General features: G+C 51.0%; 11 protein-coding genes and 1 CRISPR repeat array. All 11 genes read right to left on the bottom strand.

Annotated elements, in window-relative coordinates; translation table 11 throughout:
- Nucleotides 1-135: 135 nt before the first annotated feature.
- Entirely contained in the window at nucleotides 136-1,974 is a 1,839-nt protein-coding gene (glmS, locus tag RSJ68_07850; protein ID WNU96369.1) for a glutamine--fructose-6-phosphate transaminase (isomerizing), read from the bottom strand.
- 269 nt (nucleotides 1,975-2,243) lie between these two features.
- Nucleotides 2,244-3,341 carry a bifunctional diaminohydroxyphosphoribosylaminopyrimidine deaminase/5-amino-6-(5-phosphoribosylamino)uracil reductase RibD gene (ribD, locus tag RSJ68_07855; GenBank protein WNU96370.1) on the bottom strand — a complete coding sequence of 366 codons (1,098 nt, stop codon included), beginning with the start codon at nucleotides 3,339-3,341 and terminating at the stop codon, nucleotides 2,244-2,246.
- Nucleotides 3,342-3,411: 70 nt separating this feature from the next.
- Nucleotides 3,412-3,942: a hypothetical protein gene (locus RSJ68_07860; protein ID WNU96371.1), complete on the bottom strand. Its 531-nt coding sequence runs from the start codon at nucleotides 3,940-3,942 to the stop codon at nucleotides 3,412-3,414.
- A 40-nt stretch (nucleotides 3,943-3,982) separates the two neighbouring features.
- Complete coding sequence (gene nrdR / locus RSJ68_07865) at nucleotides 3,983-4,444, bottom strand: transcriptional regulator NrdR (GenBank protein ID WNU96372.1); 462 nt, start codon at nucleotides 4,442-4,444, stop codon at nucleotides 3,983-3,985.
- Between the two features lie 155 nt (nucleotides 4,445-4,599).
- Nucleotides 4,600-5,559: direct repeats of the CRISPR family, unit length 36 nt; unit sequence GTTGTAGCTCCCTTTCTCATTTCGCAGTGCTACAAT.
- Between the two features lie 63 nt (nucleotides 5,560-5,622).
- Nucleotides 5,623-5,949 (bottom strand): CRISPR-associated endonuclease Cas2, encoded by a 327-nt coding sequence (cas2, locus tag RSJ68_07870; GenBank protein ID WNU96373.1) that lies wholly within the window; start codon nucleotides 5,947-5,949, stop codon nucleotides 5,623-5,625.
- Complete coding sequence (gene cas1 / locus RSJ68_07875) at nucleotides 5,942-6,856, bottom strand: type II CRISPR-associated endonuclease Cas1 (GenBank protein WNU96374.1); 915 nt, start codon at nucleotides 6,854-6,856, stop codon at nucleotides 5,942-5,944. Before cas1 ends, cas2 begins: the two co-directional genes overlap by 8 nt.
- A 71-nt stretch (nucleotides 6,857-6,927) precedes the next feature.
- Nucleotides 6,928-10,176, bottom strand: a complete 3,249-nt coding sequence (cas9, locus tag RSJ68_07880; GenBank protein WNU96375.1) for a type II CRISPR RNA-guided endonuclease Cas9 — start codon at nucleotides 10,174-10,176, stop codon at nucleotides 6,928-6,930.
- Nucleotides 10,177-10,521: 345 nt separating this feature from the next.
- The gene (kdsA, locus tag RSJ68_07885) at nucleotides 10,522-11,364 is read right to left on the bottom strand and encodes a 3-deoxy-8-phosphooctulonate synthase (protein WNU96376.1); all 843 of its coding nucleotides are present in this window, start codon (nucleotides 11,362-11,364) and stop codon (nucleotides 10,522-10,524) included.
- 87 nt (nucleotides 11,365-11,451) lie between these two features.
- Entirely contained in the window at nucleotides 11,452-11,835 is a 384-nt protein-coding gene (panD, locus tag RSJ68_07890; protein WNU96377.1) for an aspartate 1-decarboxylase, read from the bottom strand.
- Nucleotides 11,836-12,122: 287 nt separating this feature from the next.
- Nucleotides 12,123-12,443 carry a divalent-cation tolerance protein CutA gene (gene cutA, locus RSJ68_07895; GenBank protein WNU96378.1) on the bottom strand — a complete coding sequence of 107 codons (321 nt, stop codon included), beginning with the start codon at nucleotides 12,441-12,443 and terminating at the stop codon, nucleotides 12,123-12,125.
- A 10-nt stretch (nucleotides 12,444-12,453) separates the two neighbouring features.
- Complete coding sequence (locus RSJ68_07900) at nucleotides 12,454-12,753, bottom strand: TonB family protein (GenBank protein WNU96379.1); 300 nt, start codon at nucleotides 12,751-12,753, stop codon at nucleotides 12,454-12,456.
- Nucleotides 12,754-12,971: the final 218 nt, after the last annotated feature.

Genomic DNA, 12,971 nt, shown 5'->3' on the forward strand with positions numbered 1-12,971 from the left:
CCGCAAACCGCTGACTTAGGTGTGATACGCAAATAGAAAAGTATTGTTAAGCATCCTTTTGGGATTGATTGAAAAGGTCGTCTGAAAACTTGGTTTCCCAGTTTTCAGACGACCTTTTACCGTTCAAATCGGGCTTTATTCAACCGTAACCGATTTCGCCAGGTTGCGCGGTTTGTCCACGTCCGTGCCGCGTGCGAGGGCGGCGTGGTAGGACAAGAGCTGCACGGGGATGGTGTGCACGATCGGCGAGAGTACGCCGACGTGGCGCGGGGCGCGGATGACGTGCACGCCGTCGGTGGCGTTGAAATTGCTGTCCAAATCGGCGAAGACGAAGAGTTCGCCGCCGCGTGCGCCGACTTCCTGCATATTGGCTTTGACTTTGTCCAACAAGCCGTCGTTCGGCGCGATGACGACGACGGGCATGTTTTCGTCCACCAATGCCAGCGGGCCGTGTTTCAATTCGCCTGCGGGATAGGCTTCGGCGTGGATGTAGGTGATTTCTTTCAGCTTCAACGCGCCTTCGAGGGCAATCGGGAAGTGGATGCCGCGGCCCAAAAACAGTGCGCTGTTTTTCTTGGCAAATTTTTGCGCCCACGCGGCGATTTGCGGCTCAAGGTTGAGAACGTGTTGGATGCTGCCGGGCAGTTGGCGCAGTTCTTCGACGTATTCGCGCGCTTTTTCGGCGGAAACCAAACCGCGCTGTTTGCCCAGCGTCACCGCCAAGCCAAACAATACAACCAGTTGTGTGGTGAACGCTTTGGTGGAGGCGACGCCGATTTCTGCACCGGCGCGGGTGTACAGTACCAATTCGCTTTCGCGCGGCAGGGCGGATTCCATGACGTTGCAGATGGACAGGCTGTGTTTGTGCCCTAAGGATTTCGCGTATTTCAGGGCCTCCATCGTGTCCAAGGTTTCGCCGGATTGGGAGATGGTGATGATCAGTTGTTTCGGATCGGCAATCACGTCGCGGTAGCGGTATTCGCTGGCGATTTCGACGTCGGTCGGGATTTTGGCGATGGATTCGAGCCAGTATTTGGCGGTCAGCGCGGCGTAGTAGGACGTGCCGCAGGCAAGGATTTTGATGCTGTGGATGTCGTCGAACACTTCGCGTGCGTTTGCGCCGAAGTTTTCGGGTTCGAAGCCGCCGTCAAGGAAGACTTCGGCGGTATCGGCGATGGCGCGCGGCTGTTCGTGGATTTCTTTCTGCATGAAGTGGCTGTATGGGCCCAACTCCAGCGAAGCGAGCGACAACTCGGATACTTTGACTTTGCGTTGGGTTTCGGCACCGGTTTTGTCAATCAGTTTGTCGATGCCGTTCGCGCTCAATACGGCGATGTCGCCGTCTTCCAAATAGGCGATGCGGCGGGTGAAGGCGATGACGGCGGATACGTCGGAGGCAATGAAGGTTTCTTGGTCGCCCAATGCCACCAAGAGCGGGCAGCCCATGCGTGCGACCACCATTTCTTCAGGTTTGTCCTGCGCCATCACGGCGATGGCGTACGCGCCGTGGAAACGGGCGGCGGCGGCGCGGACGGCTTCAAACAGTTTGCCGCCGTTTTGGGTGTATTCGTGATTGACGCTGTGGGCAATGACTTCGGTGTCGGTTTGCGATTCGAAGGTGTAGCCTAAGGATTGGAGGCGTTCGCGTTCGGCTTCGAAGTTTTCGATGATGCCGTTGTGGACGACGGCAATCATGCCGCCAGAGATGTGGGGGTGGGCGTTGGGTTCGGTTACGCCGCCGTGGGTCGCCCAGCGGGTATGGCCGATGCCGATATGGCCGAACACGCCTTTTTCGCGCGCGGCATCCTCCATCAGCTGCACGCGGCCGACACGGCGCACACGCTTGATTTTGCCGTCCATATTCACGGCGATACCCGACGAGTCGTAACCCCGATATTCAAGGCGTTTAAGACCGTCGGTCAGAAAATCGACTACATTGTGATTGGCGCGGATGGCGCCGACGATACCGCACATATAAGTTCCTTAGTATCTAAAGTTGAAAAAAGACAAGACGCCGGCTTCCGTACGCCTTGCCCGCGCATTATATCAGAACAAAATATATCATACTGAATTTTAAAGAAATTAACATTTTTAAACTATAACTACGGCTGCTATTTCCTCATATTCAACAGTTTAAAAAACTTTTTCAAAATTTCGGACTGTCTCCTGTCTCATGCTCTAATAATCAAAAAAATTGGAACCATCTTGGATTCTGAGAACGACCCCAAACCCCAATCATCAGCCTATTTTTTACGCAAAACCCATTTTACGTCCTGCCCGATCAGCTCTACCGAACGGCTTTCCCACCCGCCTTCCGAAGCCAAAACGGCGGGGTTGGCGGGGAGAGTAAGCAGGCTTTTGCCTTCGCCTAAGATTTTCGACGCTTGGTACAGCACGATTTCGTCTGCCAAGCCTGATTTGATAAAGGCGGAAGTCAGCGTCGCGCCCGCTTCGACCATAAGCTCGCCGTAGCCCAGATCTGCCAATTGGGGCAGCAGTGCGGCAAGGTCTATACGTCCGGCGGCGTTTTCAGACGACCTCAAGATGCGGATATGATTGAACGCGCGGTATGGTTTGAGGCGTTCTTCATCATCGACGGCGGTTACGATGACGGTGGGGCTGAGGTCGTCTGAAATTATGTGGCTGTTCAACGGCGTTTGCAGTTTGCTGTCCAACACGATACGCGCAGGTTGGCGCAGTGTCGGGAAGGTGCGGACGTTGAGGCGCGGGTTGTCGGCAAGCACCGTGCCGATGCCGGTTAAGACGGCGCAGCTTTCCGCGCGTAAGGTTTGTACGTCCGCCCTTGCGGCTTCGCCGGTAATCCAGTAGCTGCGTCCGTCGGCGAGCGCGGTTTTGCCGTCCAGGCTGGCGGCGCATTTGATGCGGACGAACGGGCGGCCGCGTTCGATACGGGAGAGGAAACCGCGGTTGAGTTCGCGCGCTTCGGTTTCCAGCAAACCGCTTTCGGTGCGGATGCCTGCGGCTTCGAGCATTGCCAAACCTTTGCCTGCCACCAGAGGATTGGGATCGGTCATGGCGGCAACCACGCGCGACACGCCCGAGCCGATCAGGGCTTCGGCGCAGGGCGGCGTACGGCCGTAATGGCTACACGGTTCGAGTGTCACATAAGCCGTCGCACCGCGTGCCATTTTGCCTGCCTGCCGCAGCGCGTGTACTTCGGCATGCGGTTCGCCCGCTTTGACATGAAACCCCTGCCCGACGATTTGGCTGCCGTGTGCAATCACGCAGCCGACGCGGGGATTGGGGGAAGTGGAAAAACGCCCGAGCCGCGCAAGGGCAAGGGCGTTTTGCATCATTTGGGTATCAATACAATCAAACATAACTTAGGTTTCTTAAAGTTTTCCGTTTTCAGACGACCTTTTCTTTCGCCGTATTCCGTTCGTCAAAGCATTAACGCGACAAGCTCAATTCTTTCAATACTTCCGACAATTCCTTCTGACCCGCGTGATGGCTGTACGCGCAAACGGTATAAATATTGGCTTCGTGAATGGCGATGCAATATTGGTTGAACTTTCCTTGCCGGTCTTCTCGGTCGGTTTGGTAATTCATGCGGTTGTCGGTGGCGATGCCGACGCGGACATTTTGAGTCTCGTCCGATTGCAGGACGTTTTGAAGTTCGGTGAAATAGGCTTTGGCATCCGTTTGCGCCGGACCGTTGTTCGCCGCATAAATAGTAATGCGCGCTTCAGGGTCGTGTTGGAACAGAATCAGGCTGGAGGCGGGAACGTTTTTCGGATGGCGGGCGGAATCGGCGATGATGTCGGTGAAGTGGCTGTTGTGGACAGAAATGGAAATTTTGCCGTCTTTACTTGTCAGCGTTTGAACCGTATCAGATGCGGCTTTCGGCACTGCATCACCCTGATCGGGGCCGCAGGCGGCAAGGTGGAGCAAGGCGGCGGTTGCAGATAAAATCCTCTTCATATACATCCTCTTCATTATCGATATACTGCTTTCAGACGACCTATTTGCCGTCGGTCTGCACCAGCGTGGCGATTGCCTGGGTAAACTCGGATACGTCGTTGAAACTTTTATACACGGAAGCAAAGCGGACATAGGCGACCTGATCTGTTTTGGCCAATTCTTCCATCGCCATTTCCCCCACCATACGCGACGGTACTTCCTTTTTGCCCGACTGATACAGGCGCTGCTCAATCAGCGCGACCGTTTCATCGATTTTTTCCTGGGCGATCGGGCGTTTGTGCAAAGCCCGTTCCAAACTGGTTTTCAGCTTGTGCGGATTAAACGCCACGCGCGTACCGTTGGATTTAATCACCTGCGGCATCCTCATTTCAACCGTTTCAAACGTGCTGAACCGCTGTCCGCACTCCAAACAGCGGCGGCGGCGGCGGATACTGTTCGTCTCTTCCAAGAGCCGCGAATCTGTAACTTGAGTATTGGGATGCTGACAAAACGGACATTTCATAAGTTTTTGAGTTTATTTGTTTGTGAAACGGAATTGTAGCCGATTGAGTTATTCCCGTATAGTCGGTAGGTTTATTGAGGGTTGAAGAGGTCGTCTGAAAACGGAAATTCGAGCTTTCAGACGACCCTGCAGGAAATAATATGCGGTGCCAATTTCTGATTTTATTCTTTCCTATTTTGCAGTGCTACAATGCATCGAATGACGCATACTGACTTGTATGAGTTGTAGCTCCCTTTCTCATTTCGCAGTGCTACAATCGAGAACGCCATCGCCCGCTACATAAAACGGTTGTAGCTCCCTTTCTCATTTCGCAGTGCTACAATTTTGGGCAATAAGTCATGGTCGGCTTCGAAGTTGTAGCTCCCTTTCTCATTTCGCAGTGCTACAATAATCATGGTAAACATCCACATCAGGCAGAAGTTGTAGCTCCCTTTCTCATTTCGCAGTGCTACAATGATTGAAAAAATGGCTGCAAATTTCGGTGTGTTGTAGCTCCCTTTCTCATTTCGCAGTGCTACAATGCCGTTGAAGCGATGAAACGTCTGCTTCTGGTTGTAGCTCCCTTTCTCATTTCGCAGTGCTACAATGTTGAAACAGGGCGACAAACTGATTATCTCGTTGTAGCTCCCTTTCTCATTTCGCAGTGCTACAATTTAGACTTCGCCTTAACGGCGACAAAACGGGTTGTAGCTCCCTTTCTCATTTCGCAGTGCTACAATCGGGTATCATTCTTCATTACTCTTTTCTCTGTTGTAGCTCCCTTTCTCATTTCGCAGTGCTACAATATACGTCAAGCTGGCTAGGGTGCTGTGTCAGTTGTAGCTCCCTTTCTCATTTCGCAGTGCTACAATTCAGACCGCGGCGGATGTCTTCGCGGGTGTGTTGTAGCTCCCTTTCTCATTTCGCAGTGCTACAATTCAGAATTTTTTTAATAGAATAAATTTCAAGTTGTAGCTCCCTTTCTCATTTCGCAGTGCTACAATACCGCCAACAGAACCACCACCCCCGCCCGAGTTGTAGCTCCCTTTCTCATTTCGCAGTGCTACAATAACGTTTTGGCGAAATTCTTCGGGGGACAGGTTGTAGCTCCCTTTCTCATTTCGCAGTGCTACAATATCTCAGCGGGGAATCCTTATTTTATAAGGATTCCCCGCTTTCTTTTGTCTAAAAAACGGAGACTAGAACAGCAATAATTGGTCTGAATTGACCTTTTTTTCTTGGGTTTTGAGTTCACCTAAAAGCAGTTTCATGGCGGCAAACTGCTTTTCCGTTACTTCCAAACAGCGTATCGAGCCTTCTTGCGGCAGGTTGGCGCATAGTCTGTTGTGGTGTTTCTGCAACGCATCTCTGCCTTTGACAATCCGGCTGTACACGGAAAGTTGCAGCATTTGATAGCCGTCTTTCAATAGGAAATGTCGGAATTGGTTGGCGGCTTTGCGTTTGGAGACGGTGGTAACCGGCAGGTCGAAAAAGACGATAATCCGCATAAACTTTGCCTCACTCATATTGATATTCTTTCAAAGGCAGGATTTCGGGCAGTTTCAGCAGCCTGGCGTTTTTTGCGACGATGCTCGGCTGGAATGAGGCAATCATTTTGTCTATGGCTGCTAGTGTGCTGAAGGTCTGCTGTTCGATGCCGACTTGGGAGTGCAGGACTCTGATCAAGGCTTGTTTGGTTTGCGGTGTTAATTCGCTTTTCAGACGACCTTGCTCTTTCAGATTCAGTATGGTCAGGTCAACAAGCGGGCGCAATGGTTCGATAAAGTCGTCGGCAAGATTGAAGGGATTGAGTTCGCTTTTATGAAACAGTCCCAGTGCGGGCAACCAACCATATAAGGCAAGGGATCGGGCAACGGCGGCCCGAATCACGGCGTAGGCGTAATTCAGACTGGCATTGACGGCATTGTTGTCGTTGCGGGTAAATTTTTCTCCAAACACGGCTTGAAAATAGAGGGCGGCGGCTTGAGCTTCGCGGTTCCCTGTATCGCCGGAGCGAACTTCGGCAGCCAATGCGCGTAGCCGTTTAGCCGCAATGTCATTGCCTGTTTCGTCGGCAACAAATGCTTGGTTGAGGATTTTTCGGCGGACGATATGTTGCCAAAGTTGCTTTTTTAAGGGTTCGCTGATATTCAGTTGCAGTTTGAGGGTTTTTAATTGGCGGTGGTATTGCGAGTAAGGCAGCCATTGGCCGCAGGGTAGGAATTGTTCGTCGCAAGTCAGCAGAGTGGTTCCGTATTCTGCCAATGCCGATAAAAGCGGAGCGGTAATCAGTGTTTCCCGATGCTCGACAACGATGACGGCGATGTCTTCCAAGGGGACGGTATAAGATTCTCCGTTTTGACGAATCAGCATTTGTTCGCGGTGCAGCGACAGTTTGCCGCTGTTTTGGATAAGCAGGCTGCGCCATGTCATGTGTTTTCTCCTTTGTGTTTGTGCGACGAAAAATCCCTGCTTCAGGTCGTCTGAAACAGGGATAAGTTTATTTAACGGACAGGCGGACGTTTTTTCAGACGACATGGTCTGATTTCTTTGCCGAGTTCATCAATTTGGTATTTTTGGAATGAAAGGGCGGTTTTGACGCCGATGCCTTCCAGAATTCCATTTTTCCCGACTTTATTATCCAGATCGTGGATACGGATATTAATATTACCTGTACCTCGATGACAGCTAGCAAAGTAACCAAATATTCTAGCTTTTTTAGTTATTACCTCAACTAAATCATTAGGATGTAATGGGAATTTGAAGTTGAAACTGTCATCAATAAGTTGCCACTCCTCTTCGTCTTTAAAGGCAATTATCGCCTTATCTGGCAAAATCCCTTTCGCCACCTGCCAACTGTAAATCGGCACCAAATAATATTTGCCAGCTTTTTCAAACACATCTACCCGTACCATAGTCGCATTATCGGCGATGCCGTTTTGATTGCGCACCCATACGCCGGTTTTCTGCACTTGCTCTATGCGTACGGCTTTTACCTGCTGAGTCGGGTTACCTGCTTTATCATGTTTGTAAAACGGCTCGACAAAGGCTTTGGTGGGATCGTCTTTATGTGCTTCCAATCGTGCTTTCAGCGCTTCGTATAGTTTAGGTTCGCGTTCCCGATTGACCATTTTTTCCAAGTCTTTCAGTTTTAACTGAGTCAGCGGTACGCGCAATACGCTGATACCTTCATTTAGCCGTTTGGCGGATTTGACGGTTTCCATATGACCTTGCCCGCTCATCTTCCGATTGGGCGCGCGCGAAACAAACAGCGGGGTGACGTATTCGTGTACGGCTTTGGGGCGCGAAGACACTTTTTCAGCAAGCAGCGCGCGCAGTTTTTCGGGGGTATCGGCTTCCTCAAATTCGGGTTCGCCGTCTGGTTTGCCAAAGACGCGAATCATAACTTCCTGCGTGAAAAATTCCCAAGGTTGCGGGAAGTGTGTTTTTTGATGCAGCACTTCGCCCGTCTCTTTATCCACAGTTTTACCGTCAAACGCGTTCATTTCTTTGTAACGTACAAAACGGGTAATTCTCTGCTGCATGGCAACGGTCGAACAGGCAACGACAACTGCGTCCAAAGCATGATGGCGGTCGTTTTCCGCACGTACTTTGTGTAATCCCCAAAAACCGCGCAATAAATTGGTAATTTGTCCGTTGGAGGCAAATACACGTCTTTTTCCTTTTCCGGTCAGTTGCATATGGTCGGCAACAAATTGACATAGGAAACGGTTGACGTAGCGCGTATCGTTCAAGTTGCGTTCTTTAAATCCTTCTTCATCGAATTTTTGCAGTAGAACCCGTTGCTTTTTACTGTGAGGAAAACGGCTGGTTTCTACGCGCGCTTTAAATTCCAGCCATTCGCGGCTGTTGTCTTTGCCGTTAAAATATTCATAAGGTGTTCGGTTGCCTTTGTTTTGGTTTTCGCTGCCCAACACTAGCACTTTATTGTTGAAACTGTCATCCCATGTACGTGAAAACGGCAGAGCATGGTCAATTTCAACATAGCCTTTTTCGTTCAGACGACGTATATCGATTACCTTGCCTGAATACAGGCATTTTCCGTGCTGTTGCTCGTACAGGCGCAGTTTCAGAATATCTTTGGATTTGGGTTCGCCGACAAAATTGGGTAAATATTCTCGGAATTTGGCAGCGGCTTTTTCCCTGTCTTTGCGGTTTTCTTCCTGACGTTTCTCAATTTTTTTGCGATCTTTGAACGATTTACCCACTTCCCGCGCCGTTTCGATGTGGATGCGTGCCGGCGAACCGTAACGTCGTACGACGCCGTTAATGACTTTCCTTGCTTGAGATAAGGCGCGCAGGACGACAGGATTACGGATTTCGTCGGCGGGAATCGGCGGCAGATAAAGCGTTTCCTCCGAATTTTTCCTGCCATAGTGATCCCCGTAGATTTCGGCGCAGGCCTCATCGTAACGTTTGCCTTGTTCCATCAACGGCACAATTCGGCGCAATGCTTTCAAAGAAATTTGGATGAACTTGTCGAAGCTGATGTGTTTCAACAGCGCATCCAAGATTTCAGATTGCAAGCAGCCTTTCAGACGACCTGAAATATCCTCATCAGTTTTAAAGAGGGAAAATGCTGTGCCGATTTCATCCTGTAATTCGGGAGAAAGGCTCAAAGGAGATTTCTTGTCTTTCAAACCCTCTTTTTCTAGCGCGCGGCTGATGGCGTGGTAAGCCTTCATTTCCATCAGTGTTGCGGATTCGGCATTGTCTTTGCCGTAATGCAAGCCTTTGAAGAATGCCGTATCGTTCAAGCCCAGCAGTTTGCGGGCTTGGGCATAGGTCAGCTTGGACTTTTTGTATGGTTCGTCCATAAGCGTGGTACGTTCGGCATCAGTCAGCGGACGTTCGTTTCCTTGATTTAAAATACGCAGATTGTTCAGTTTGGTCAGCCAGATAAAACGTTCGGCGGTGTAGGTGTTTTTGGCTGCTTTCGGTTCTGCCGGCTCGAAGGTGCAATGTCCTAACATTTTTTGAACAGCATCGCCGGACAGGGCAGGACGTTGCGTCATCAGCAGGTTTTCAATACCGTTTTTGAGGTCGTCTGAAACATACGGATTGCCGAATTCTTTTTGTTTTTCAAACAGCAAAACCAGTTCCGCTTGTAAATCTTTGCGGCTGAACGTATGCGAATAATCTCCGCGCTGGTTACGGATATGACCGCTTTCTTTTTCAAATTTATTCAAAGCCAATTCGGCCGGAGTGCGAAAATCCCCTGCCTGTAAAGCGAGGGTATTGTCGGCTACGCCTTTGAGCAAAGCGCCAAGCTCCTTGTCGGCAGTTTCGCCTTCATTTTTCCGTTGCGATAAATAGCCGCGATGTTTGACCAAATGCAGCAAAACCGCTGCCCACTCCAAAGGTGCCAACCTGCGGTCTAATGCGGCCGCACGAAGTTGCCAAGGTGTATTCGGTAATAATTTGATAAAGCCGTTTTCATCAAAATCTTCGGGTTTTAAAACGCCTTCGTGCTTCAACAGACGGCGCGTTCGAAGCAGACGGTGGGCGCGGCGGCGGGTCAGGCGGCGAATGCTGCGTGCTGCACGCCTTGCCGCTGCCAACGAATCTCCCGTTTTCGGCACTTCCGCACGCTCAAAAACACGCACGCCCAAATCAATCAGGCGAACCGGATTTTCTTTATCATCAATTTCCACCATCGCCCAACCGACGGATGCAATACCGATGTCGAGACCGAGGATGTAATTCAGTGGATTGTGTTTAAAAGCAGTCATTTGTTTCTCCGCAATTTCATAAACAACAACAGCAATATATCTGAAAAAAGCATTAACATGCAAATGAAATAGTTGACTTCCGTTACTGCAATCGCTAAAATCCGCGACACATTGTTGCACTGCGAAATGAGAAACGTTGCTACAATAAGACCTCGAAGGATGTATGAAAATACATCGTGTCGCAATGCTCTGTACTTTAGAACTACTGTTCTGGAGAACATCATCAGCCCCTTGAAATTCTTCGGTTTCAAGGGGCATTTTCTTTGGCATCAAATATAAAAACGAAAGGTCGTCTGAAAACCTTGAATCCGGGTTTTCAGACGACCTTTCGTTTGCCATACTGTGTTAACGGATGTCCATAGGCGCGAAGGATTTGACGGTTTCGTCCACGGCTTTGACGCGGGTCAGGAAGTCTTCCAGTTGGGCAAGCGGCAGGGCGCTGGGGCCGTCGCATTTGGCTTGGTCGGGGTTGGGGTGTGATTCGAGGAAGAGGCCTGCGAGGCGGGTTGCCATGCCGGCGAGCGCCAAGTCCAGCACTTGCGCGCGCCGTCCACCGGATGCGGCGGCACCGGATTCGCGGGTTTGCAGGGAGTGGGTGACGTCGAAGATGACGGGCAGGCCGCCGCAGGTTTGCTTCATGACGCCGAAGCCGAGCATATCGACGACGAGGTTGTCGTAGCCGAAGTTGGCACCGCGTTCGCACAGGATGATTTGTCCGTTGCCTGCTTCTTGGAATTTTTCGACGATGTTTTTCATCTGCGAGGGGCTGAGGAACTGGGGTTTTTTGATGTTGATGACGTTGCCGGTTTTTGCCATGGCGACGACGAGGTCGGTTTGGCGGGCGAGGAAGGCGGGCAGTTGGATGACGTCGCAGACTTCGGCGACGGGGGCGCATTGGTAGGGTTCGTGGACGTCGGTGATGACGGGTACGTCAAACTCGCGTTTGACGGCTTGGAAGATTTTCATGCCTTCGTCCAAGCCGACGCCGCGGAAGGAGTGGATGGAGGAGCGGTTGGCTTTGTCGAAGGAGGCTTTGAAGACGTAGGGAATGCCGAGTTTGTCGGTCACTTTAACGTATTGTTCGCAGGCTTTGAGGGTGGAATCGAGGTCTTCCAAAACGTTAATGCCGCCGAACAGGGTAAAGGGAAGGTCGTTGCCGACGGTGAGGTTGTTGATGCGGATGTTCATGATGATGGGGCTTTCTCGAAGGTCGTCTGAAAATGGCTGAAAGGTCGTCTGAAAGCGGATTTTGCGGTTTCAGACGACCTTTGTGTTTTATAGGACGGTGTGCGGCGGCTCGTAGGAGAGGATGTCGCGGATTTTGTTGTGTTCGTCCACAAGGACGACTTTGGGTTCGTGCGCGGCGATTTCGGGTTCGGACAGCATGACGTAGGACATGATGATGACGATGTCGCCTTTTTGGACGAGCCGCGCGGCGGCACCGTTGAGGCAGACGACGCCGCTGCCGCGTTCGCCGGGGATGGTGTAGGTTTCGAAGCGTTCGCCGTTGTTGTTGTTGACGATGGCGACTTTTTCGTTAACGAGGATGCCTGCGGCGTCGAGCAGGTCTTGGTCTATGGTGATGCTGCCGACGTAGTTGAGGTCGGCTTCGGTAACGGTGGCGCGGTGTATCTTGCCGCCGAGCATGGTGCGGAACATGGGTTTCCTTTTGGTTTAGGATTGCGGATGCAGACGTATAGTGGATTAAATTTAAATCAGGACAAGGCGACGAAGCCGCAGACAGTACAGATAGTACGGAACCGATTCACTTGGTGCTTCAGCACCTTAGAGAATCGTTCTCTTTGAGCTAAGGCGAGGCAACGCCGTACTGGTTTAAAGTTAATCCACTATAAGGTCGTCTGAAAATCAAAAGCCGTCATTATAGTGGACTTCCCTGTAAATTCATAATGATGCTTGAGCGTTTTTCAGACGGCGCGGCTGTTTTATCAACCTAAACTCTGCTTCAGCCAGCGCAAATAGGGGGCGTATCCGCGCGATACGTTTTGCATCAGTATTTGCGGGCATTCGTAGCTGTGGTTGGCGATGATGGTTTTTTGGATTTCGCGGTAGCAGTGGCGCGAGGTTTTGATGGTGATGCGGATTTCGTCGTCGCGGCAGATTTCGCCGTTCCAAAGGTATTGGCTGGTGATGGCTTCGTATTGCACGCAGGCGGCGAGTTGCTTTTCCAAAAGCAGGCTGCCGATTTTTTCGGCTTCTTCGCGGGTCGGGGCGGTGGTGGTAACGATGACGGGTTTGAATGCGGACATTTCAGACGACCTATTGGTTTTTAAACTCGATGGTTCCTTTATATTTCACCCAGTATCCGGCGGCTTTGTATTTGTCTTTTTTTGCGGTTGCTACGGCTGTTTCGTCGAGCCCTTCATATCCGCTGGATTCGAGGATGCTGACTTCTACGGCTTTGCCTTCGGGGGAAACCAAGATGGATAGTTTGACGGGTTTGATGGGTTGTGCGGGATTTTGGGATGCGGGGGCGTATTCTGCCGGGTTGACGGTTTGCGCGGTTGCGGGTAGGGCGAAGGCAAGCAGCAGGGCGGGGATGATGGAGCGGATGGACATATTGTTTTCCTTATTTGTAGATTTGTAGCGGGTTTAGGGGGTTGTTTTTGATTTGTTTTCAGACGACCTTTTGTTTTCCGTGGGCGAAGCCCACGCTACGGTGTTGTGCTATTTTCAGACGACCTTTGTTTTCGCGGGCGAAGCCAACGCTACGGGGTTGTGCTATTTTCAGACGACCTTTTGTTTTCCGTGGGCTAAGCCCACGCTACGGGGTTGTG

This window comes from Neisseria sp. DTU_2020_1000833_1_SI_GRL_NUU_006 (genome assembly GCA_032388755.1).
GTDB lineage: Bacteria > Pseudomonadota > Gammaproteobacteria > Burkholderiales > Neisseriaceae > Neisseria > Neisseria sicca_C.